Here is a 22402-nt window from a genome sequence, read left to right on the forward strand (position 1 = left end):
ACTGGAAGATCCTGCGCGACTGCCGACTCAAGGGCAACGGCGTTCACCAAGCCATGCTCGGCATCGCCCGACTCCACAACCTGGCCCTCACTGGATAACTCATGCCCCCATACGGGACAACCTCTAGACAGTAAAGAAAGGCAGGCCTAAATCTTGGGCGCACCGTGCGGTTCAGGCCTGGCCGCCTGTCGGGTCCCCATCTTTCCGTGGGACGGCTGCTGCCCGGGCAGAAGAGAGGTCTAGGCGATGCGTCTTCATGAACTTCTGAAGGGCCACAACGTCGTCCTCTTCCAGTCCCTCCGGTGGATCACATTCCGTGTAGGACAATCCCTGGGGCGGTGTCATCACCAACGGCGGGGCATCCGAGGGGCACGTTACCACCTCATGAATGTTCCCCTCTTCGTCATGTACGGCAAAGAGCCTCATCGTCATCTCCCTCGGCTAGGAAATCACGCATCGGGTTATGCGTATGGAGTCCACGGGCTGAGTGGAGTGGGTATTTTCCACTCGGTAGTTCAGATTCAAGCCACCTGGTGGGGTGTTCAGTACCACGGAAACATCCCGCACTCCAACCGAGTAAGTGACGTTGGGCCCCAAAGTCCGCCGTGCTTGGGCTGTGACGGAAAGTGATACGTCCGAATCTTCGCCCGCGATGATCGGGCTGCTAAAGATTCGACTTTCGCCCGGCATCAGTAGGCTTGAACCTCCGGACCACGTGAAGTGAGTGAACTGGATGGTTGCCATATCGACACCTTCTTCGAGCTTGAGCGTCAAGGCGAGAAAGCCACCTCCAGTGAAGCATCCCGATGTGCGCTCTGCATCTCGTGAGCCAGTTCTGCTGCGGGGATCCCAACAACGGCTTAGTCGACCCAAATGGTGAAGCTCCAGGCAGAGTAATCACCGCTCTCCATCTGCCCGTTGGCGTGGACCATTCCGGTTCGCCGCCGTGATAGTGCATCCCATCGCGGTCGCTCTGTGGACGTGCTCGCCGGTGGCCACGCCCTGCTCAGTGACCGCCCGCACGATGGCCGTCCCCGGTCCGGGAGTGACCTCGAAAACGATTGCGTCGTACTCGCAAAGCAGTCCGGTGGCGCGCAGTTCGGCTGGCAACTCGGCGGTGAGCTTCTAGGACGCGCTGTCGGGCGTGGACTCAGGCAGTGATGGGGCTGGGCTGTGCCTATCTCGGTGTCTGCACTTGCTCGCCTCCGACCTCACACTCACTTGCCCCCAGAGCGCGCTCTTGGTTGGGCCCGGCGATCCAGAAGCCACCCGGCCGGTTGCGGAGCCCCGTCAGGGCGTCGCGGCTGCCGCGTTGGGGATGATGGGGGAGAGCGGTGAGTAGGTTGGGCTTCTCTGCGTCCCGAGTGAAGGCGCGCAGACCAATGCCTGTGCCGGCTCTCGGCAGGTGGCAGGGCGTCCCACTGCTCAGGGCTGTCCCGTATGATCGCTGGTGCGCTGAGGGAGCTGCTGAGGCAGCCACCCGCGGGGAAACAGGTCACATCCCGAGCGGTCACCGCCGGAAATGCGGAGCTCAGGCGACCGATGCTCTGAAGGATGATCTCTGCCTTGTTGAAGAGCTGTTCCAACGCCTCGTGTCCATGTTGCCGACGGAATTCGATTTCGGCGATGGTCACCGGGAGGGTCCACAGGATGCGGACGTGTCCTCCAGGTAGCGGGCAGTGTTCAAGGTCGGGGCCGTGGAGGTAGGGCAGGCTAATCAGCAGGTGGTCGCAGGTCGACCCCGGTACCCACGGGTCACCGATCGGCATGCTGTGCTGCAGTTCGAGTTGATGCCCTCCGCAGTAGTAGTAGGCGATCATCGCCATGAGCTCGATGAACCGCTGGTCGCGGACGTGTGCGGTCATGACGAACTCAAGGCCGTTACCGTGCTGCTCCATCGAGGCCTAGCACCCGGCGGTCACATAGGCCCAAGTGTCGCTGCGAGGGCCGGGCTTCACCACGAGAACTCGCAGAGCGGGCAGTGCCGCTCGCCGTTCTGGGCCGAGGTCGTAGTCGACGGCCTCCACGGCATGCCCTACGAAGAACGCCCGGACGTGTGACTCAACGGCCTCCGCGGCCGGCAGCCTTGCATCACTCACCGCTCGATCATCCCAAACTGCGATCGACTACCCCTGACCTCTTACACAACAGCAGTAGGGAGACGAGCCCGGCGACGGGCCCTGACCCACACGCCCCTCACGCACACCTGCGGCATGATGGCCCCTGGACCACGGTCCGGGGGTCTCGTCGTTTTCCGGGGTTGACCTGCTGATTCCTGGGCGGCGGTCAGTCCACGCATAGTCCACAGCACCCGACATACGGCTGCACATACGCGAAGACCCCGGCCTCAGCGTTTCCGCTGGTGACGGGGTCTTTGGGCACCTCATACAAGGTGCCCCCGGCAGGATTCGAACCTGCGCACACGGCTCCGGAGGGCGCTTGAGACCTGGGCAACGCAGCAGGTCACAGTCGTGTCTGCTGCAAGTCAAGAGTGTCGAGTCCACAGATAGTCCACAGATAGTCCACAGCCGCGCGTATGTCGGCCCTCTACGGGAGTAGGGGCAGACCGCCGTCCGGCTTGGCCTCGGGCCGCTCGGGAGCCGGAGCTCCCGACTGTCCCGGGATCGCAGTAGTCGGTACGGCGACCGTCTTCCCAGGTCTGAACATCAGACTGGATGACTGCTGAGTCCTCCGGTCCGACACGACGATTCCGCCGCGCCACTTGCCTGCGGCGTCTTGGTAGCGGAACTGCAACTTTCTGAGCCGTGCGCCGAACTCCTCGCGAAGTGGCTCGTAGGCATCGTCGCAGTGCACGTTCCACCTCACGTCGTTGAGGTAGGCGTGACAGGCGATGGGAAACAGCAACGAGGAGACCAAGAGATCCGCGAGCTGAAGAAGGGCATGCGTGTCACTGTGTCCGAAAACCGGTGACTCGATGATCCCGCGCAGACTATCGCCGCCCGCACGGTACTTGCGTGTGGTCACACAGTGCACATTGGGCGCGTTCTTCACCTTCGTACGGCTGTCGAGAACCATCATGCCGCGTGAGTGCTCGTGGGCGAGCTGGGCTTGGAAGGTCTCGTTCAGTGCGGCGACCGAGGCGGGGTAGACCCCGGACTCGTCGAACGCCAGCCCCTCCTCCTTGATCCATACGCGGGCAAGGACACGGGTCTCGTGCGCCTCGAGGATGTAGAGCAGTGAAGCGATCAGCTCCATGGCGGCGCGCCGCCAGTTGTGATTGCCAGCCCGGAGATTCTTACGGACGTCCGCGCCCTTGATCTCGTGCTGGATCACCTCAGAAAGCTGTTCCGCGTTCCGTAACTGCGGCCTGTAGTGCTTCTTGACCTCAAGGAAAGCCCAGGTGAGGGGCCTAACCTGGGCTCGGGGCACCGTGAATCCGCCGACGACGAGTACTGGAGGAGCGTCGGGTCTTGCAGGGTCGAGTGTCTGCCCGTTGCCCGCCTCGTCGATATAGCACAGATGCACCGAACCTCCCGGAAACACGTCTGTGGCCGCCCCCGAAGGGGCGGCCACAGGGTCTGCGCAGCCATATGCGCGGTGTTTTGCTTACTGAGCCAGATCTTGCCAAGGCGGCTACGGACGGTCAAGTGAGGCGTCACATACTGTTGCTCGGCGAGTTGGGTTTCGGTCAGCTGCGGTGGGCTCGGTCGAGGAAAGCGGACCAAGCGGTTGGCGTGACGGAATGCCCCACTAGCCTGGTCACCTTGTGAGTCCCGGACGTGCATGGCGGAGGGAGCGCGAGGGCTACCTCGATAGAATCGCCGTCCTCGCCGCCGCTGCAGCTGCTCTTGAACTGTTGAAGTCGCGGGGCCCTCAGACTGCTTGACGTTCATGGGTCTCCTCCTCATAGCAACTGTTCTCGGGACGACCGCACGCCGCCGGAGTCGCCCAGTCCCGAGCCGAAGGCGGAGTCGAGCCGTGGCTTTTACGTTGTCTCGGCCATGGCGGGCCGTCGGGCTGTGGTACAGCGTTCGGACGGAGGGTTGGGCAAGGCGGTCCGTGCGGAGGTAGACGTCTGGGGCGCAGGTCGGGATGTCCCAGAAACCGCAAGTCGACCTGCCCTGCGCGTCCGGGGCCGTAGGATCCTCTGTGTGATTACGGGCGAACTGAAGAGCAAGGTGGGGCGCGTCTGGGACGCGTTCTGGTCGGGCGGCATCTCCAATCCGCTGGAGGTGATGGAGCAGATCACGTACCTGCTCTTCATCAAGCGGCTGGACGAGATCCAGACCCGTAGGGACCGCAAGGCGGCCGCAACGGGCAAGCCCGACCCGGCCCCCTTCTTCTCGGACGACCAGCAGGATCTGCGCTGGCAGAACTTCAAGGTCAAGGACCCCGAGATCATGTACGGGCTCGTTGCCGACGGTGTCTTCCCGTACCTGCGTCGCATGGGAGGGGACGAATCGACATACTCCCACCACATGAAGGACGCCCGGTTCACGATTCCGGGACCCAACCTGCTGGCGAAGGTTGTCGACCTGCTCGACGACATCTCCATGGACAGCAGCGACACCAAGGGCGACATCTACGAGTACCTTCTTGCGAAGATCGCGACGGCCGGCCAGAACGGCCAGTTCCGCACGCCGCGCCACATCATCGACCTGATGGTCGAGATGACCCAGCCGGGGCCGCGTGACCAGATCTGTGATCCGGCGTGCGGCACGGCTGGCTTCCTGGTGCAGGCGGCGTCGTACATGCAGCGGGTGCACCGTGAGGCGCTGCTGGGTGTCGAGCAGCGCAAACGCTTTAACGAGAAGACGTTCCACGGCTTCGACTTCGACAACACGATGCTCCGCATCGGCTCCATGAACATGCTGCTCCACGGCGTGGAGAATCCGGACATCCGGTACCGTGACTCGCTCGCGGAGAGCGCGGCCAGCGAGGCCGAGCGTTACTCCCTGATCCTTGCGAACCCGCCTTTCGCAGGGAGTTTGGACTACGAGTCCACGGCGGTGGACCTCCAGCGCATCGTCAAGACGAAGAAGACGGAACTGCTTTTTCTTGCCCTGTTCTTGCGGCTCCTGAAGCCTGGTGGCCGGGCCGCCGTCATCGTCCCCGATGGGGTGCTGTTCGGTTCGACCAAGGCGCACAAGGAGCTGCGCCGCATCCTGGTGGAGGAACAGCAACTCCAGGCGGTGGTCAAGCTCCCGAGCGGAGTGTTCAAGCCGTACGCCGGTGTCTCGACGGCGATCCTGTTCTTCACGAAGACGGACTCGGGCGGCACGGACCACGTCTGGTTCTACGACGTGCAGGCGGACGGTCTGAGCTTGGATGACAAGCGCAATGCGCTGCTTGCGGAGGAGCGCCTGGGCGTCCGCCCGCAGGGCGACCCGCTGACGTCGGACGAACTCCTGAAGAACAACCTCCCGGACGTCCTGGCCCGCTGGCAGGAACGGGACGGCACGGAGAGGGACCGGGCGAGGACCGAGCAGAGTTTCTGCGTACCTAAGGCGGACCTCGCCGCCCAGGGCTACGACCTGTCCCTGAACCGCTACAAGGAGATCGTCCACGAGGAGATTGTGACGCGGACGCCCACGGAGATCCTCGCGGATCTGGAGCAACTGAACGAGGAGATCGCCAAGGGTACGGCGGAGCTGAAGGGGATGTTGGCGTGAGGCCACAGCGGCTCGACTCGGTTTGCCTAATCACAATGGGACAAGCGCCTCCCGGTGACTCGTACAACACGGACGGATATGGGTATCCGCTTGTCGCGGGGGCGGGTGATTTCAGTGAAGGAAAAATATCAGCGAAGAAGTACACAACGGCGGCGGGGAAAATTTCGGAGGAAGGGGATGTGATCCTTGGGATTCGAGCGTCGATCGGTGTCAAGGTCCTGTCCAACGGTCGCTACTGTCTCGGCCGAGGTGTAGCCGGGCTGAGGCCTCTGAACGGGTTGGATCGCAACTATTTGTGGCAGTGGCTCGATTTCAGTAAAAGCAAGCTGGCGGCGAAAGGGCGAGGGGCTACATTTCTGCAAGTCAATCGCAATGACATTGGGGAAATGGAGATTCCTCTACCGTCCCTGGCCGAGCAGAAGCGCATTGCCGCCGTCCTCGACCAGGTCGACACCCTCCGCGCTAAGCATCGAGAGGCTATCGCCCTCCTCGAAGCTCTGACCCAGTCCATCTTCCTCGACATGTTCGGCGACCTGCCGGAGTCGGCGAGATTGGCTGACTTCGCTGAAGTACAGGGAGGGCTTCAGCTTTCAGGTGCCCGGGATTCGAAACCTATCGAGGTGTCCTACCTTCGCGTGGCGAACGTTTACAGAGGGCATCTTCGGTTGGATGAGATCAAGACGCTCAAGGCAACTCCGCAAGAAATCGAACGTACCCGCCTTGTGAAAGGCGATCTGCTCGTTGTGGAGGGGCATGGAAATCCCAACGAGATCGGTCGTGCTGCGCTATGGGATGGGTCCATCGATGTCTGCACGCATCAGAATCACTTGATCCGGATTCGAGTGGATCGCCAGTATCTTGTTCCCGAGTATGTAGAGATGTACCTGAACTCTGCGGTAGGTAGACGTCACTTGCTGAGCTCGGCGAACACGACTTCCGGACTCAATACCATCAGTACAGGCGCTGTAAAGGAAAACCCGATCGCAGTGCCAGATATGGGTCGGCAGCACGCGTTCTTGAGCCGTCTGAACCGCTTGCAGGAGGTCAAACAGCGTCACCTGACCCATCTCGCCACCCTCGACGAGCTCTTTACCTCGCTGCAGCATCGTGCCTTCTCCGGCACCCTCTGGGATCATGAAGCGACCGGCGAAGCGGCGTAAGCCGCTCTCGTCGTACACGGTGCGCGGCACCGACCACGTCACATGCCGCCCATGTGGCCGGGCAGGGGAGTCCGGCACAGGGGTGGTTTTGCCGTAGGAGAAGGACAAAAAGCAGTCGGCCTCATAGGGGCCGGGACGCCCCGGACCCGTACAAGAGGGCGTGCAACAGGGGAGGGACACCGGCATGGGTAACGAGCGAAATCCTGACGACCAGGGGCAGGCCCAGCAGGGCAAGCAGACCGGCGACCGAGCCGCAGCCGACAACATCGGCCGTACCACAAGCGGCAACTTCGCCTTCCTCTGCGCCGAGTGGCCTGCCCTCTACGACGAGGCGATCCGCGCCGAGCGGCTGATCCACCACGACCCCCGTGCCGCCTGCTTCTACGCTCGCCGCGCCATCGAGATCACAGCGCGCTGGATGTACGACAAGGACAGCAGCCTTAGCGAGCCCTACAAGAAGGACCTCGCGGCGATGCTCCACGAGCCGAGCTTCCGGCAGCTCGTCGGGCCGACGGTCAACGCCAAGATGGACCTCATCCGCCGGCACGGCAACAACGCCGTGCACAAGGCCGCCCCGGTCCCGAAGACCGTCGCCGAGGCCAGCGTCAAGGAGTTGTTCCACTCCCTCTACTGGTTCGCCCGTACCTACACCCGCCAGGCCGCCGCACTGCCGCCCGCCGGGCTTGATTTCGACACCAGCGCCGTACCGCGCCCCCTCTCTCCCCAGGCCAGGGCGCTGAAGCAGGCCGAGCTCAAGGCCAAGGAGGCGGAGGACGAGGCACGCTTCAAGGCGCAGGCCGAGCAGCTCGCGGCTGAGCGGGCCCAGAACGCGGACCTCGCCCGGCAGCTCGAAGAGCTAAAGGCGCAGATCGCCGCCGCGAAGGCCGCCAACCAGGCCGTGCGGGACACCCACGACTACGACGAGCAGGCGACCCGGGACGCCTTCATCGACCTGCTCCTCAAGGAAACCGGCTGGGACCTCCTCACTCGGGGCAAGGACACCGAGTACCCGATAGCGACCGGGATGCCCACCAAGACGGGCAAGGGGTTCGTCGACTACGTGCTCTGGGGCGACGACGGCAAGCCCCTCGCCGTTGTCGAGGCCAAGCGGACCCAGCGGGACGCCCGAGACGGGCAGCAGCAAGCGAAGCTGTACGCCGACGCGCTCGAGGCACAGTTCAACCGCCGCCCCGTGATCTTCTATACCAATGGCTATGAGACCTATCTCTGGGACGACGGCCTCGGCTACCCGCCCCGCCAGGTGCAGGGCTTCTTCACGAAGGACGAGCTGCACTGGCATATCCGCCAGCGTGCCGGACGCCTCTCCCTCACGGCCACGCCGGTGAACGAGAAGATCGCCGGCCGCCCTTACCAGCTCCGCGCGATCAAGCGGGTGGGCGAGACCTTCGAGCGGGACCGGTGCCGTCAGGCGCTGCTCGTCATGGCGACCGGCACCGGTAAGACCCGTACCACCGTGGCCCTCGTGGACCAGCTGATGAAGGCGGGCTGGGCGCAGCGGGTGTTGTTCCTCGCCGACCGGCAGGCGCTGGTCACCCAGGCGATGAAGGCGTTCAAGGAAAACCTGCCGAACACCCCCGCGGCCAGCCTCCTCGACGACAAGGCCGCCTCGGCCCGCGTCTACCTCTCTACGTACCAGACGATGATGAAGCAAATCGACGTCACCGACGGCGCCGGCCGCCGCCGCTTCGGGCCCGGCTACTTCGACCTGATCATCATCGACGAGGCCCACCGCTCTGTGTACGCGAAGTATGGCGAACTGTTCCGTTACTTCGACTCGCTGCTGCTCGGCCTGACCGCCACGCCCAAGGACGAGATCGACCACAACACGTACAAGCTGTTCGCCATGGAGGACGGGGTGCCGACCGACTCCTACGACCTGCAGGAAGCCGCCGCCGAGGGCTACCTCGTCCTCCCCAAGGCGGTGAAAGTGCCGCTGAAGTTCATGGAGCAGGGCATTCGGTACGACGACCTCTCGGAGGAGGAGAAGGCCGAGTGGGACGCCAAGGAGTGGACCGAGGACGGTGACATCCCAGACGCGGTGGGCCGGCACGAGATGAACAAGTTCCTCTTCAACGAGGACACCGTGGACAAGATGCTGGAGACGCTGATGACGCGCGGCCACCGCGTCGAGGGCGGCGACCGGCTCGGCAAGACGATCATCTTCGCGAAGAACAACGACCACGCCCGGTACATCGAGGAGCGCTACAATGCGAACTACCCGCAGGGTGCCGGCCACACGGCGCGCGTGATCACGTACAAGGAAACGTACGCTCAGTCCCTCATCGACGACTTCTCCAACCCGAAGAACCCGCCGAACGCCCCCGACATCGCCATCTCCGTCGACATGCTCGACACTGGCATCGATGTGCCCGAGGTGGTGAACCTGGTCTTCGCCAAGCCCGTCTTCTCCAAGACCAAGTTCTGGCAGATGATTGGCCGCGGTACCCGTCTGCGTCCCGCCCTCTACGGCCCCGACCCCGACAACCCCGAGCACAGCAAGCAGAATTTCTACGTCTTCGACTTCTGCGGCAACATCGACTTCTTCAACAGCCAGCTCGATCGGTCGGAGGGGCGCAGGGCCGTCACCCTCACTGAAAAGCTCCTCCAGCGCCAGCTCGACCTCGTACGGGTACTGGACAAGCGGCAACAGCCCGATCCGGCACGGGACGCGGGCCTCGACGCGATCGGCACCGAGGCAGAGATTCGCTGGTCGCTGGCCCACCGGCTGCACCACACCGTCACCGGCATGAACCTGGACAACTTCCTGGTTCGCCCGCACCGCCGGAAGATCGAGGTCTTCAGTGACTTCGGCAGCTGGCACCGGGTGGACGACGACGCGGACACCGCGATCCGTGACCACCTGCTCGGACTGCCCAGCGAGTTCCGCCCGGACGACGAGGAGACGGGTGAGGAGGCCAAGCGGTTCGACCTGATGGCGTACGGTCTCCAGCTTGCCGCGCTGGAAGGCGGCAAGGAGTTCGCCAAGCTGCGCGTGAAGATCCAGGACATCGCTTCCAACCTGCTCACCAAGACCAACATCCCGGCGGTCGGCGAACAGGCCGAGCTGCTGGAGACGGTAGCCGGCGACGAATGGTGGGACGGCATCACACTCCCGCTGCTGGAGGACATGCGGCGCCGTATGCGCCGACTGGCCCGTCTCACCGACCCCAAGGTCAAGCGGAACATCGTCTACACCGACTTTGCCGACACGCTCGGCGACATCACCGAGGCAGAGATCCAAGGGATGCCCCAGGGCACGGACGAGCAGCGCTTCAAGCAGAAGGCCCGGGCCTACCTCCTGCGTCATGAGGATCAGCCGGTGGTGCGCAAACTGCGTCTCAACGAGCAGATCACCGAGCTCGATCTCTTGGACCTGGAGGAGATCTTCCTCACAGAGGCCATCGCCTCCCCGGAGGACCTCGACGAGGTGCGGTCCTCCGGCGGCCTCGGCTTGTTCGTCCGCGGGTTGTGCGGGCTGGACCGGCAGGCGGCGCAGAAGGCGTTTGAGGTCTTCTGCACCGGCAAGCAGCTCAGCTCCCGCCAGCTCGACTTCCTGACGCTGATCATCGACACGGTCGTCAGGCGCGGAATCCTGAGCCTGGGAGACCTTTACGAGGATTCGTTCGCCGACCTCACTCCCGGCGGTCCGGACGACCTGTTCACAGGTGGTGAACTCGAACACCTCCAGGTCATCTTCAACCAACTGGAGCGGACAGCCAGGCCCACTACCTTGGCGGCCTAGACTCGGCACCGCGGTGATCAAGTGGGTCGGCGGAGCGGCTTTGGGCTGGAGCTGCTTTGGCGCGAGTGATCATGGCCCCGTAAGCTTCCGGCGCGTCGGGCAGTCTGTGGACCTGCCCGGTAAAGCACGACGTTGGGGCCATGATCTTCGAGGCTCGCGCCAAAGTGGCTGCCTAAAGCCGCGGAGCCGACCGCCCCAGCCACGACGAACCCCCTCTCTAACATCAGGCGGCTGATTGCTCCGAGCGCGGCACGGGTGCCGGCCGGGCTGGAGCGGGGCGGAGACAGGAGCGCAGGCCCGGCCGGCACCCGGGCCGCGCTCGGGGAGCGGAGCGAGCCGCCTTGAACCAGTAGAGAAAGTTTGAATCACGTCGTCCTCGTGGGGCTGGTGTGATCATTGCGCTGGGTGCTCGCCAGGCGTTGGTGTAGAACGCTGGGTATGGGGAGTGAGCGGCAGGAACGAATGCGGACGCTGGGTGCACGTCTTCGGGCTCTGCGCGTGGATGCCGGCCTGACGGGTGCCGTGTTGGCGCAGAGGGCTGGGGTGGGTCAGCCGACGGTTTCCAAGGTGGAGAACGGGCGGATGGTTCCCAGCCGGGACGTCCTCGACCGCCTGTCCGGAGCTCTCGGCATGGATGCCTCTGTCGTCTCGGAGTTGCGGGCGACTCTCGCCGAAGTCGAGGCGGCTCCTTCCGCGGGCGCCGAAGAGAACCTGTCGGGTTCGACTGCTTCCGCGGATGCCGTTGTCGACCTGGCGGTGAGCGGGGCCCGGCTCGTTCGGTCGTTCCAGTGCGTGGTTCTGCCGGCCATGCTTCAGAGTGCGGAGTACGCGCGGCACGTCTTCGGGAGTACGCCCGGTGCGGATGCGGCTGAAGTTGGGAAGGCTGTTGCGGCTCGGGTGGAGCGGCAGAGCGTTTTGTACGAACCAGGGCGAGAGGCCGTCTTCGTGGTGACGGAGGGTGCGTTGCGGACGAGGCCTGGTAGCCCGGCGCTGATGCTTGCCCAGCTCGACCGACTGCTCACGGTGGAGAGCCTGACCACCGTGCGGTTCGGGGTGCTCCCGTGGGATCGACCGGTGCCGGTCATGCCGCGGCACGGTTTCACGCTGTGCGATCAGGAAACGGTGGTCGTGGAGACCTTCCGGGATGAGCGGGCGGAGAACGACCCGGACGTGTTCGCGTCGTACGAGGAGTCGTTCGGCCAGTTCGAGCGTGCGGCCGTCTTCGGTGATGAGGCGCGCGAGCTGCTGACGCGGATCATGGGTGAACTGCGAGTCCTGCCCGAGGACGCCACTCCATAGAGGAATAATTCCTCTGAATGCCTAGAAGCTTGGCCATCCCTGGGAATACTCTGCCTGCGTGCTGTCTAGCCCTCTAGACGAGGAGTGTTCCTCTTGCTTGCGAAGTGGTGCCGTCCGTTCCCTGGCCTGCCGCAACAGGTCGCTGAAGCCCGATACTTCGTCGCCGCCCTGATGGAGGCCGAGGGCCCCCGCATGGTGGAGAACGCCGTCCTCATCGTCAGTGAGCTGGCGTCCAATGCCGTCCGGCACTCCCGGAGTGGCCGCAAGGGCGGCTGGTTCCTCGTGATCGTCGTACTCGACGACGACCGGGTGCGCATCGAGGTGATCGATGAGGGAGGCGACGGCAGACCGCAACTGCTCGCCGCCAATGACTGGGAGGAGGAGGGTGGGCGCGGGCTACTCCTGATGGCGACCTGCGCCAAGGATTGGGGAGTGAAGGAGCGGATGCACGGCCGGTCTGTCTGGGCCGAGCTCGCCCGAGCTGGCGCATGATCCCCGTTGTCCGGGCCAGCCGCGTCGCATGCCTCGCCGGCGGCGGGGGGTGAGCCCTCGCGGGGTCCCTGGCTATCGGTCCGGCTTCTACGTGGTTGAAGTTCGTACGGGACGGCGTCTCCCGCCCGAATCGTCTAGGGCCCTAGACTCCTGGATGTATCTAGGAGGTGTGGGCATGTCGGACGAGCTGCAACGGATCACGGCCATCGATGATCCGTACTTGCTGCTGCGTGAGGTCACGACCAGGTTGGCCGACGCGCAGCAGGAAGTTACGGAGCTCGCTCGGCTGCGCCGGCGCGTTGTGCAAGACCTTCATGCTCAGGGACTGTCATACGCGCAGATCGCAGCGAAGGCCGGCCTGAGCCGCGGGCGCATTCATCAGATCCGGCATACCGGGCCCGCTCCCGAAGGGGCCTTTCTCGGGCGAGGCGCCGTCACCGTGGCCACTCCTCTGCGTCGCGATGACGAGCGTGGGCGCACGGTGGTCGCTGTGGACGACGTCAGTTCGGGCAAGCGACTGGAGGACCTGGCGCGGTCGTATGGGCTCGATGTCCAGTCCGAGCATGTGTCGGTGAGCGGCGAGATCGACCTCGACCGCGACGGCCTGGTCGTAGTCTGCGGCCCCCGGATGTCCCAGCAGATGTGGGACACCTACGGCCAAGATCCGGTGCTTCGCTGGAAGCAGGCGGACGACGGGCCGTGGACGGTCGTCGACGAATGCACGGGCGCCGTGTACCGGTCGGGTCAGGACAGCGACCCGGCTCGCCCGTACGACGTCGGGTACCTCGGCAGGCTGCGCCGGCCGGATGGGGCAGGCTCGCTGTTGGCCATCGCCGGAATTCACACTCAAGGCTCCCTCGGCGTTGTCCAGTTGCTCTCCTCCGACCTGAACAGCCTGTGGGGACAAGTCGGTGAGCATCGCTTCTCCACTCTCGTTGGCGTCGAGTACGACCCCGAAACCGGCGAACCTCGCAGCGTCGAACTGCTCTGCCCGCTCTACCGTCACGACGAGGAGCCAGCGGCGTGACGGTCGCGTTGGTCTCGCTCCCCGCGGCATCCGACGTGCCGAACGAGGATTTCGCCGCCGCCTCTTCCAGGGCGGCGGTCCTCCTCGATGGTGCGGGGGTGGCCGGGGGTGAGACCGGCTGTAAGCACGGTGTCACTTGGTTCTCCGCGACGCTGGGCGGGATCCTGCTCGGCACGCTCGTCGCGCAGTCGGGCCTCCCGCTGGTCGAGTGTCTGAGTCATGCGATCCGCACTGTCGGGTCGCTGCATGAGGTTGACTGCGACCTCCGCCACCCGGCCAGTCCCACCAGTACCGTCGTCGCCGCGAGGGCCAGGGCGGGCGCTCTGGAATACCTAGTCCTGGGGGACTCGGCGCTCCTCTTGGCCGCTCGTGACGGCAGGGTCGACGTCGTTACGGACCGACGGTTGGACGAAGTGGGCAAGCAACTACGCGGGCCTGTCGACGCCTTGCCCACAGGTTCGCCCGAACACGCTGCCGCTCTCGCCGAGTACAGGACTGCCCTTACCCGGCTGCGCAACCGGCCCGAGGGCTTCTGGATTGCCGGGCCCGACCCGGAAGCGGCTCAACATGCGCTCACCGGTTCTGTCCCGTTGGACTCCGTGGCGGCCGCGGCCCTGATGAGCGACGGGGCCACCCGCCTCGTAGACCGGTTCGAACTCGCCACATGGGATGAGCTGTTCGCGCTCGTCGCCGCGTCCGGTCCTGCTGAGGTGATCCGCCAGGTGCGCAACGCGGAAGCTGGTGACCCTGACGGCCGGCGATGGCCTCGGGGCAAGGCCCGTGACGATGCCACGGTGCTGCACTGGGTGCTGCCGTAGTTGCTGCGGTCGGCCACGTCTTGTGTACCCCCCTAGACAGTTGATGGATCGTCGGCTTACTGTTGTCGTCAACCCCCCTAGACAGTTGGGGTGGCTCCCCCCTTTGCTGTCTAGGGGGGTATCCAATCGAGATGGCGTCGGAAGCGGCGCCACCGACTCAGTGAGGTCAACAGAATGCGCGTCATCCCCGTGGACACTTCGGCCGCGACGCTCCTCGTCACCAAGCTGCCCGAGGTGAAGGTGAAGGACCGGCAGACGGGCGAGATCGCCGTGGACCCGGTGACGAATGACCGGATGATGGTGCTGGAGGTGGTGTTCATCGCTCAGGGCGGCTCGGACATGGTCAAGGTGACCGTGCCCGCCAAGGGCATCGGCGAGGGCCTGGTCATGGGTACGCCGGTGATCCTCTCCGGCCTGGTCGCACGGCCGTGGGAGAGCGAGTTCGGCGGCCGGGCCCGGCACGGGATCGCCTACCGGGCCGATGCCGTCATGGCCAACGTCCCTGCCCCGGTGCAGGGCTGAACGCCATGACCGACTCCGTATGGACGCTGCTCTTGGCGCTGGTGGCGCTGGGCGTGATCTTGCAGGTGTTGCGGCGCCGGTTACCGGTCGTCTTCTGGTGGCTCATCGGCTATCCGGTCGTCGCGCTGCGCGTGCTCGCCACCTACCGCGCCACCATGGACGCGTGCGGTTTGACCGTCCCGGCCTCGGCTGTGCGGCGAGCGACGGCCCGGATGATGGGGCGGGAGGCTTCGCCCGTTCCGCCGCGCCGGTCGCTTCCTCTGCCCACCGGTTCGGGGCTCGTGATGCGACTGCGCATGGCGACCGGGCAGGCTCCGGAGGACTTCGCCGCCTCCGCCGACCGATTGCGCCATGCCTGGGCGGCACATGCCGTCCATATCCGTCTGACCAAGCCGGGACGTCTCGAACTGCGACTCATCGGCTGGGACGTACTCGCCAACGTGCGTCCCGCTCGGCGCCGGTTCTCCGGCGGACCGCTGGCCCTGCCTCTTGCCCTACGGGACGACGGGAGTTGGCACGTACGGGACTTCCGCACCGTGCCGCACGAACTCATCCTCGGCGCCACCCAGTCCGGCAAGTCCGTTTACCTGCGCAACCTGCTGTGTGGTCTGGCCCGGCAACGGGTCGTCCTCGTCGGCATCGACTGCAAGTGGGGCGTTGAACTGGCCCCGTTCGCGCCCCGGTTGTCTGCACTGGCCGATACCTCGGACCGTGCGAACGAGCTCCTGGACGTGCTCCTGGAGGAGATGGAGGAACGGTTCCGGCTGATCGGCATCACCTCGGGAGCAGGCCCGGATGCCGTGCTCACGTCCGACGTGTGGGGCCTGCCCGATGCGGTGCGGCCCGTACCGATCGTGGTCGTCGTCGACGAGGTGGCGGAACTCTTCCTCGCCACGAGCCGCGATGACGAGAAGCGCCGGGACGCCATGGTCACTAAGCTGATCCGTATCGCCCAGCTCGGCCGTGCCGCGGGCATCTATCTGGAGGTGTGCGGACAGCGCTTCGGCTCCGAACTCGGCAAGGGTGCCACCATGCTGCGGGCCCAGCTCACCGGCCGCGTCTGCCACCGCGTCAACGACGAGTCTTCCGCGAACATGGCCCTTGCCGACATCTCCCCGGAGGCCGCGCTCGCCGCGACCGGCATTCCCGCGGACCGTCCGGGTGTGGCTGTCGTCGGGGACTCCTCGGGCGGCTGGTCCCGTGCCCGCTCACCGCACCTCACCCTGGATGACGCCGCGGCCGTCTGCCGCGCCACCGTCGACCTGGTCCCGGCCCTGCCCCGCCTCGCCGCCTTCCGGCCGCACGCCGCCCTGGCCACCGACAAGCCGTCGCCCTCGACCGCTGCTGTGTCTGCCGTGCGCCCGGTGACCGAGTAACAACCCTTCCCACCCCGGTCGGCGTGACCGCCTCGCGCCGTGTCCCTACCCCTCCCATGTCTCGATCCGGAAGGAGTCCGTGCCGATGCGTGCCTTCCCTGCCCGTGTGGACGCCGTGATCATCCAAGCCGTCATCGCGGGCGCCCTGTCCTTCTCCCACCTGCACGACCTGGCCGAAGCGGCCGGACAGGGCGGCTGGAAGGCGTGGGCCTATCCGGTTTCCGTCGACCTGCTCTTGGTCGCCGCCTGGCGGCGAATGCGCGAACAGCAGCGCTCGGGGCTTCCATCCGGTGGGCCGCGGCTGTGGTTCCTCGTCGCCCTTGCCGCGTCCCTCGGCGCGAACATCGCCACCGCCGGACTCCTCGACCTGGACCGCGTCCCCGCCTCGCTTCGCGTGGTCGTCGCGGGCTGGCCGGCCGTCGCTTTCTTCGGTGGCACCCTGCTGGCCCACACGCCCCGCTCCTCGGATTCCGTCGACCGTGACGCGTCGGCTGTATCTGAGGTGGGGGACTCGGCGGCGTTGGCCCCGACTCCCGCGCTCTCCGAACCGACAGCAAGCGGCACGACCGACCCGGACCCCATCCCGGTCCTGGTGCCCGCGGCCGACCCGAGCCCGGCACCGGTATCCGCCTCGACCGCCCAGCTCCCGCCCGCCCTCGTCGACCGTGCCCAGGCGCTCGCCCGAGAGCTCCACTCCAGTACGGGCGAACCCGCCGATCCCGACACCGTCCGTGCCCGGCTCGGCCTGCCCGCGTCCATGACGCCCGCTGTCGCCGCGCACCTCTGAGCAGGGAGATACCCGCCATGACCCCGCGCTTTCGCGACGTCCGTCGTATCGGCCCCGTCCAGGTCGCCTCGTACCTCTCCCGCGGCCGAAACCGGCACGTCGCCGCCTGCACCGCTCCGCGCTGCGACTTCTCCGCCGAGTACGACAGCCGCGCCGCCGCCGAACTCGCCGCCCGCATCCACCGTTGCCGCGCCTGACAGGAGACGACTGACATGCACGTTCCGCTCTGGCTCGCCCTCCTTGCCGTCGGGGCCCTCGGGGTCCGTCTCGCCCGCCCGCCGTGGTGGCTCGTCGTCGTGCTCCTCCTCGGCGGCTACCTCGCCGCCGGGAGCTTCCTCGCCCCCGCCATCGACCCCGCCCTCAAGTAGCGCAACCGAACGGAAGGGAATCCGCGCCATGTTCAAGCCCAAGTACCCGCCCCAGGACATCGCCCCGGTACCCGCCGCGCCGCCCTCGACCGCCCACGGCCCGGTTCCCTTCCAGAGCGCTGCGGCGCCTGCTCCCACAGCGGCGGGAGCTTCGAACCGTCCTGCCGTGCAGCTCACCCCGGGGAGCGCGCTGTCCCTCGTGGTGGGCGGCTCCGCCGTCGTCCTGGTCGTGGGCGCCGTCCTGGTCTCCATGCTCCTCGCCGTCGCGATCACCGCCGCCTCCGTGGCTGTCTGCGCGGTCACCGTCCGCTCGATCCTCAAGAGCGACCGCCGCTGACTTCCATCTCTTCCGCGCACTGGCATGCCCACGGTGTCTAGCCCCCTGGACAAGCCAGTTGTCCGTCTCGAACTGTTCCCTCAAGGAGGAACCCGCACATGCCCCCCGAGGCTCCGACCGGAGCCGTCCGCCAACTGGCGGCCCTCGCCCAGCACGGCGACCTCAGCACCTACGCACACCAGATCCAACGACTCGGCGGCTGTGAGCGGCCCGTGCGGATGGAGGGCAGCCGCCTGGACGTCCTCGCCGCCACCGGCGAAATCGTCCGAGAGATCACCGACCGCAACCTTCCCGCCGGGCAACTCCTCATCCGCTGCAACAACCGCCGCGCAACCCGCTGTGCCGCCTGCGCCGAGGTCTACCGAAAGGACACCTTCCACCTCGTCACCGCCGGCCTGAGCGGCGGCAAGGGCATCGGCCCCGCGGTCGCCGAACACCCCCGCGTCTTCGCCACCTTCACCGCACCCTCCTTCGGCCCCGTCCACAACCGACCCGGTGGCGGCCGCTGCCGCTGCGGACGCCTACACGCGGACGGAGACGCCGAACTCGGCACCCCGCTGAACCCGGACCGCTACGACTACCGCGCCGCCGTCCTGTGGAACGCCCACGCCGGTGCCTTATGGGCCCGCTTCGTCACCTACCTCCGCCAACAGCTCGCATCCCGCGCGGGCATCGGCCGTTCGGAGCTCCGCGACTGCCTCAAGGTGTCGTACGCCAAGGTCGCCGAGTACCAGCGACGGGGCGCCGTCCACTTTCACGCCGTGATCCGCCTCGACGGGCCGGACGGAGCCGAGGACGTCCCGCCGGCCTGGGCCACCACCGAACTCCTCACCGACGCTATCCGCTCGGCCGCGGCTCTCGCCGAGACGCCCGGCCCGGTCCTGGACGGCTGTGCCCACAGCTTTCGCTTCGGCGAACAGCTCGACGTACGCCCCATCCGGTCCGCCGACTTCACCGGCGCCACCAACCTGAGCAGCCGTGCCGTCGCCGCGTACATCGCCAAGTACGCGACGAAAGGCGCCGAAAGCGCCACAGGCACACTCGACCGCCCCATCCGCAACCCCATCACCGACCTCATCGGTGTCGAAGTCACCGACCACGCACGGCAGATGATCCTCACCTGCTGGCGTCTCGGAGCCCTGCCCGAGCTCGAAGAACTCCGCCTGCGCAAGTGGGCCCACATGCTCGGCTTCCGCGGCCACTTCTCCACCAAATCCCGCGCCTACTCCGTCACCCTCGGCGCCATCCGCCAAGAACGCGCGGACCACAACGAAGCACGCACCCGCGAACGCGCCGCCGAGGCAGGCCACCCGTTGCCCGACCCGGACACCGTGCTGGTCCTTTCCCACTGGCGCTTCGCTGGTACCGGCCTGACCGACGCTGAGTCGTGGCTCGCCGCATCGCGACGACCTGCCCCCGATATGGAAGGAGAGTTGACGTGAGCCCACAGCGCGACGAGCTGATGACCGTGCGCCAGGTATTGGACGAGCTGGGCGGGGTCTCTCGCCGGACGTTCTACCGCTGGCGTGAGTTGGGGCACGGGCCGACCGCATTCAAGCTGCCCAACGGGGAGCTTCGGGTGTGGCGGAGTGACTTCTCCACGTGGCTGCGAGAGCTGGAGGCCGCGGCGTGAAGTCTCTCGACGTGAAGGTCTGGGCCGTTCGGAAGCGCGATACGAAGACGCCCTCGTACGGCGTGCGGTGGTCCGTGGCGGGCAACGTCTTCTCCGACTCGTTCCGAACGAAGGCACTCGCTGATCACTACCGCTCGAAGCTGATGCGGGCGATGCGCGACGGCGAGGAGTTCGACAAGGCATCCGGGCTTCCGGACTCGATGGAACCGAAGAAGTCGGCTGTGTCCTGGTACGACTTCGCTCTTCGGTACCTCGCCATGAAGTGGCCCCATGCCGCTCCCAATACGCGCAACGGCATCAACGAATCGCTCACCAGCGTGACCGTGGAGCTCCTCGACGAGCGGGCTGGACGGTCGTCCGATCAGGCCATCCGCCAGGCGCTCCGCAATTGGGCCTTCGTCCTGCCAGGGCCTGATGACCGAGACGTCCCGGACGACGTGCGGAACGTCCTTCACTGGGTGTCGAAGGCATCGCGACCGCTGGCCGATCTCGCTGAACCGGCTACGGCCCGTGCGGTACTGGACTCGCTGAAGCTCAAGCTCGACGGCACGGCCGCGGCGGCCGAAACCGTGCGGCGTAAGCGGCGGACCCTCGTCAACGCTGCCAACTATGCGGTCGACCTGGGGGAGCTGCGCGAAAACCCGATCACGGCCGTCCGCTGGCAGAAACCGAAGGTCTCCAACCAGGTCGACCCTCGCGTCGTCGCAAACCCCGAGCAGGCTCGGAACCTCCTAGCAGCCGTCTCCTACGTGGGCGGCTACAGGCGGGCCCGCGGTCGGCGCCTAGTGGGTCTCTTCGCCTCGATGTACTTCGGCGGTCTCCGGCCGGCTGAAGCGGTCGGCCTCGTCGAGACGGACCTGAACCTTCCCGAACAGGGCTGGGGATCGGCGCTGCTTCACCGGACCCGTCCGTCAGTGGGCAAGCAGTGGACCGACTCTGGGGAGACCCACGACGACCGCGGTCTGAAGAACCGGCCGGCCGAGGACGTCAGGCGGGTGCCTATCCCGCCCCACCTCGTCGCAGCACTTCGCGAGCACCTGGCGACCTTCGGCACGGCGGAGGACGGGCGGCTCTTCTTCAGCGAAAAGGGTTCGGTCGTCCCGTCCTCCACCTACTATCGGGTCTGGCAGGAGGCTCGCCTCCTCGCGTTGCCGACGGCCGTCGCGGCCTCACCGCTCGCCAGTCGGCCGTACGACCTGCGGCACTCGGCGCTGTCCACGTGGCTCAACGCGGGTGTCGACCCCACCGAGGTGGCTGAGCGTGCCGGCAACAGTGTCGAGGTCCTGCTGACTCGCTACGCGAAGTGCCTGGACGGACGGCAGGACGTTGCCAACCGACGTATCGAGGATCTGCTCCGCGAATACGAGTGAGACACCCTGCACCCCACCGAGGCCCCGGGCAACTTGTCCGGGGCCTCTCTCGTCATGAGCCCTACCTGCTGCGACGCTTCGAGCCGAGAGCGGACGAGGGGGGACTCGTGGAGCTGAAGGTCACGCGCTGGAAGCGGTACGGACATGATCGCCTGTACGCGAACCTGCCTGATGGCATGGCGGTCGGCTGGGCGGATGTGAAGACGGGGGACATCACGGTTCTGGTCGCCGAGTATCGCGACGACGTGATCGCTGTGCTGACAGACCACTTACAGAACAACCCCGAACCGGTCCCGCCACGCAAGACGCCCAGGACGCCCGAGGCTGAGGCGCCCCCGCTACTGCCGCCTCTGACGGCGGCCGACGACCTGTCCGCCAACCGTCCCGGCGAGTCTCTGCTCGACAAGTCTGGGCCAGGCCTGATCAAGCGAGTCGTCTCACAGCTTCTGCGGCGCCCCACCGAATGGGACTCCTGGCGGAAGGGCCTGGCGGGGGAGAAGAGGGTGGGAGCCGAGCTGAACCGCTTGGCACGGCACGGCTGGCGCGTCCTGCACTCCATCCCTTTGGCCGACAAGGTGGATGTCGATCACTTGCTGATTGGACCCGGTGGAGTGTTCAGCATCAATACAAAGCACCACCACAAAAGGGCTGTATGGGTCGGCAACGACTCCGTAAAGGTTGATCACGGAAAGCCGGCGCCTTACGCGCGCAAGAGCCGAGCGGAAGCCAAGCGAGTAGCTCGAGTGCTTGAGCGTTATTGCGGCTTTCCCGTACCGGTGGAGCCGGTGCTCGTCTTCGTCGGCGTGACCGATTTGAAGGTGGTCGCCACGCAGCTCAGCGTGCGCGTGTACCAGGAGCGAGAGGTATCGGCACTGGCGCCGCTCTCAGGAATGCTGACGGCCGAGCAGGTCGAGCAGGTGTACGGCGTCGCACGCCATCGCCAGGCTTGGAGCCAGGTCCCGCCGACGGCGACATGACGTTTGCTCGTGTCTGAGGTCTGTGGCGTGATGCCCAGCAGCCTCGTCATTGCCAGGCCAGTCAAACTGGCCTGGTGGCCTGAGCCTGTTCGGAGGCGAGTATCCGCTCAAGACTCCTGCGCTCCGTAGAGAGCACAGTGAGCATCCGCGTACGTGTGTGCTCGAAGTCGGGCTCGACCTCGACGCCGAGGTCATGGCGGAGAGTGACCCGCAGCAGATACACCCCGTCGGACAGCGGGCTGCTGAACCAAGCTTTGGCCCGGTCGTACGACGCGCCTGGGGCAGGACTGCTTGGCAACTGCTTGACGACGGAGTACCCGACTCCGAGGGCTCTGTTGAGGGCTGAGGCAATCTGATGGACATCCTTCGGCAGTGCCATCTGCGCCGAAGAGTATTGCTCCAACCAAGCGTCCCTGGCGGTGTCGAGGACTGCTGGGTCGACGCTTTCACCCCGTTCCGCTGCTCGGACTGCGTCTCGGGCAGCGACCCGGTAAGCGCGAGCCGTGGTGTTCAGACGGGCGTAGAGATCCCGTCTGGCTTCCTGTGCTCGGTCGTGGCGGTCCTCCGCCCGTTCACGATCGGCCCGCTGGTTCTGCTCCCGGGTGACGCGCTGGCTGAGCACTGCCCCACCCAGAGTTCCGCCCAGCGTTCCTCCGACGCCGATGAGCGCGACGGCAAGCGTGGTCACATCCACGAGATCCCCCAACTCGTCCATTCATCTGCCGTGGGCAGCGGCTGAAGACGGCACGACAGCCCCCAGCAATGCGCAGGCTCCCCACCCGCGGCACGGTCCAAGACGGGGACGACGATAACGAGGAGTGGGCCCGCTTGGCTCCAATG

20 protein-coding genes and 1 pseudogene are annotated in these 22402 nt (G+C 66.1%); 18 read left to right on the forward strand and 3 right to left on the reverse strand.

From position 1 onward, the window contains the following. A pseudogene (locus tag AC0ZLC_RS28010) lies at positions 1 to 98 on the forward strand (IS5/IS1182 family transposase); the annotation flags it as partial. 1119 nt (positions 99 to 1217) lie between these two features. On the opposite strand, the gene AC0ZLC_RS28015 reads toward AC0ZLC_RS28010, so the two are convergent. Then, positions 1218 to 1898 (reverse strand): suppressor of fused domain protein, encoded by a 681-nt coding sequence (locus tag AC0ZLC_RS28015; RefSeq protein ID WP_476754749.1) that lies wholly within the window; start codon positions 1896 to 1898, stop codon positions 1218 to 1220. A gap of 649 nt (positions 1899 to 2547) precedes the next feature. Beyond that, the gene (locus AC0ZLC_RS28020; RefSeq protein ID WP_476754750.1) at positions 2548 to 3486 is read right to left on the reverse strand and encodes a DUF3800 domain-containing protein; all 939 of its coding nucleotides are present in this window, start codon (positions 3484 to 3486) and stop codon (positions 2548 to 2550) included. A gap of 626 nt (positions 3487 to 4112) precedes the next feature. On the opposite strand from AC0ZLC_RS28020, the gene AC0ZLC_RS28025 reads away from it, so the two are divergent. The 17 genes from AC0ZLC_RS28025 (at position 4113) to AC0ZLC_RS28105 (ending at position 21562) form a co-directional block, all read left to right on the forward strand. Further along, on the forward strand, positions 4113 to 5633 hold the full coding sequence (locus AC0ZLC_RS28025) for a type I restriction-modification system subunit M (protein WP_476754751.1): 1521 nt from the start codon (positions 4113 to 4115) through the stop codon (positions 5631 to 5633). Then, positions 5630 to 6793 carry a restriction endonuclease subunit S gene (locus AC0ZLC_RS28030; protein WP_476754752.1) on the forward strand — a complete coding sequence of 388 codons (1164 nt, stop codon included), beginning with the start codon at positions 5630 to 5632 and terminating at the stop codon, positions 6791 to 6793. Before AC0ZLC_RS28025 ends, AC0ZLC_RS28030 begins: the two co-directional genes overlap by 4 nt. 184 nt (positions 6794 to 6977) lie before the next feature. Then, complete coding sequence (locus tag AC0ZLC_RS28035; RefSeq protein ID WP_476754753.1) at positions 6978 to 10556, forward strand: DEAD/DEAH box helicase family protein; 3579 nt, start codon at positions 6978 to 6980, stop codon at positions 10554 to 10556. A gap of 498 nt (positions 10557 to 11054) precedes the next feature. Further along, the gene (locus tag AC0ZLC_RS28040; protein WP_476754754.1) at positions 11055 to 11855 is read left to right on the forward strand and encodes a helix-turn-helix domain-containing protein; all 801 of its coding nucleotides are present in this window, start codon (positions 11055 to 11057) and stop codon (positions 11853 to 11855) included. A 93-nt stretch (positions 11856 to 11948) separates the two neighbouring features. Next, the gene (locus AC0ZLC_RS28045; protein ID WP_476754755.1) at positions 11949 to 12347 is read left to right on the forward strand and encodes an ATP-binding protein; all 399 of its coding nucleotides are present in this window, start codon (positions 11949 to 11951) and stop codon (positions 12345 to 12347) included. Positions 12348 to 12522: 175 nt separating this feature from the next. Next, complete coding sequence (locus AC0ZLC_RS28050; RefSeq protein WP_476754756.1) at positions 12523 to 13374, forward strand: sigma factor-like helix-turn-helix DNA-binding protein; 852 nt, start codon at positions 12523 to 12525, stop codon at positions 13372 to 13374. Continuing rightward, positions 13371 to 14192, forward strand: a complete 822-nt coding sequence (locus AC0ZLC_RS28055; RefSeq protein ID WP_476754757.1) for a protein phosphatase 2C domain-containing protein — start codon at positions 13371 to 13373, stop codon at positions 14190 to 14192. Before AC0ZLC_RS28050 ends, AC0ZLC_RS28055 begins: the two co-directional genes overlap by 4 nt. A gap of 174 nt (positions 14193 to 14366) precedes the next feature. Next, positions 14367 to 14714: an SCO3933 family regulatory protein gene (locus AC0ZLC_RS28060; RefSeq protein ID WP_476754758.1), complete on the forward strand. Its 348-nt coding sequence runs from the start codon at positions 14367 to 14369 to the stop codon at positions 14712 to 14714. Positions 14715 to 14719: 5 nt separating this feature from the next. Further along, positions 14720 to 16090, forward strand: coding sequence for an FtsK/SpoIIIE domain-containing protein (locus AC0ZLC_RS28065; RefSeq protein ID WP_476754759.1), 1371 nt, complete (start codon positions 14720 to 14722; stop codon positions 16088 to 16090). An 85-nt stretch (positions 16091 to 16175) separates the two neighbouring features. After that, positions 16176 to 16877 carry a DUF2637 domain-containing protein gene (locus AC0ZLC_RS28070; protein WP_476754760.1) on the forward strand — a complete coding sequence of 234 codons (702 nt, stop codon included), beginning with the start codon at positions 16176 to 16178 and terminating at the stop codon, positions 16875 to 16877. A gap of 17 nt (positions 16878 to 16894) precedes the next feature. Then, entirely contained in the window at positions 16895 to 17074 is a 180-nt protein-coding gene (locus tag AC0ZLC_RS28075) for a mobile element transfer protein (protein WP_398459316.1), read from the forward strand. Between the two features lie 15 nt (positions 17075 to 17089). Next, the gene (locus AC0ZLC_RS28080; RefSeq protein WP_183117007.1) at positions 17090 to 17245 is read left to right on the forward strand and encodes a hypothetical protein; all 156 of its coding nucleotides are present in this window, start codon (positions 17090 to 17092) and stop codon (positions 17243 to 17245) included. 28 nt (positions 17246 to 17273) lie between these two features. Beyond that, positions 17274 to 17582, forward strand: coding sequence for a SpdD protein (locus AC0ZLC_RS28085; RefSeq protein WP_476754761.1), 309 nt, complete (start codon positions 17274 to 17276; stop codon positions 17580 to 17582). A gap of 98 nt (positions 17583 to 17680) precedes the next feature. Beyond that, on the forward strand, positions 17681 to 19024 hold the full coding sequence (locus AC0ZLC_RS28090; protein ID WP_476754762.1) for a replication initiator: 1344 nt from the start codon (positions 17681 to 17683) through the stop codon (positions 19022 to 19024). After that, the gene (locus tag AC0ZLC_RS28095; protein WP_476754763.1) at positions 19021 to 19215 is read left to right on the forward strand and encodes a helix-turn-helix transcriptional regulator; all 195 of its coding nucleotides are present in this window, start codon (positions 19021 to 19023) and stop codon (positions 19213 to 19215) included. The genes AC0ZLC_RS28090 and AC0ZLC_RS28095 overlap by 4 nt, the downstream gene beginning before the upstream one ends. Beyond that, positions 19212 to 20585, forward strand: a complete 1374-nt coding sequence (locus tag AC0ZLC_RS28100; RefSeq protein WP_476754764.1) for a tyrosine-type recombinase/integrase — start codon at positions 19212 to 19214, stop codon at positions 20583 to 20585. Before AC0ZLC_RS28095 ends, AC0ZLC_RS28100 begins: the two co-directional genes overlap by 4 nt. 107 nt (positions 20586 to 20692) lie before the next feature. Further along, positions 20693 to 21562: a nuclease-related domain-containing protein gene (locus tag AC0ZLC_RS28105; RefSeq protein ID WP_476754765.1), complete on the forward strand. Its 870-nt coding sequence runs from the start codon at positions 20693 to 20695 to the stop codon at positions 21560 to 21562. A 61-nt stretch (positions 21563 to 21623) separates the two neighbouring features. Here AC0ZLC_RS28105 and AC0ZLC_RS28110 read toward each other — a convergent pair whose 3' ends face one another. Beyond that, entirely contained in the window at positions 21624 to 22277 is a 654-nt protein-coding gene (locus AC0ZLC_RS28110; protein ID WP_476754766.1) for a hypothetical protein, read from the reverse strand. Positions 22278 to 22402: the final 125 nt, after the last annotated feature.

The organism is Streptomyces sp. GLSS-08 (genome assembly GCF_056387915.1).

What these genes read in the sequence shown, in the direction of transcription:
- AC0ZLC_RS28110 (WP_476754766.1), bottom strand. Translation starts at nt 22,277, where the DNA reads ATGGACGAGTTGGGGGATCTCGTGGATGTGACCACGCTTGCCGTCGCG.
- AC0ZLC_RS28050 (WP_476754756.1), top strand. Translation starts at nt 12,523, where the DNA reads ATGTCGGACGAGCTGCAACGGATCACGGCCATCGATGATCCGTACTTG.
- AC0ZLC_RS28075 (WP_398459316.1), top strand. Translation starts at nt 16,895, where the DNA reads ATGACCCCGCGCTTTCGCGACGTCCGTCGTATCGGCCCCGTCCAGGTC.
- AC0ZLC_RS28070 (WP_476754760.1), top strand. Translation starts at nt 16,176, where the DNA reads ATGCGTGCCTTCCCTGCCCGTGTGGACGCCGTGATCATCCAAGCCGTC.
- AC0ZLC_RS28060 (WP_476754758.1), top strand. Translation starts at nt 14,367, where the DNA reads ATGCGCGTCATCCCCGTGGACACTTCGGCCGCGACGCTCCTCGTCACC.
- AC0ZLC_RS28065 (WP_476754759.1), top strand. Translation starts at nt 14,720, where the DNA reads ATGACCGACTCCGTATGGACGCTGCTCTTGGCGCTGGTGGCGCTGGGC.
- AC0ZLC_RS28015 (WP_476754749.1), bottom strand. Translation starts at nt 1,898, where the DNA reads ATGGAGCAGCACGGTAACGGCCTTGAGTTCGTCATGACCGCACACGTC.
- AC0ZLC_RS28090 (WP_476754762.1), top strand. Translation starts at nt 17,681, where the DNA reads ATGCCCCCCGAGGCTCCGACCGGAGCCGTCCGCCAACTGGCGGCCCTC.
- AC0ZLC_RS28035 (WP_476754753.1), top strand. Translation starts at nt 6,978, where the DNA reads ATGGGTAACGAGCGAAATCCTGACGACCAGGGGCAGGCCCAGCAGGGC.
- AC0ZLC_RS28085 (WP_476754761.1), top strand. Translation starts at nt 17,274, where the DNA reads ATGTTCAAGCCCAAGTACCCGCCCCAGGACATCGCCCCGGTACCCGCC.
- AC0ZLC_RS28080 (WP_183117007.1), top strand. Translation starts at nt 17,090, where the DNA reads ATGCACGTTCCGCTCTGGCTCGCCCTCCTTGCCGTCGGGGCCCTCGGG.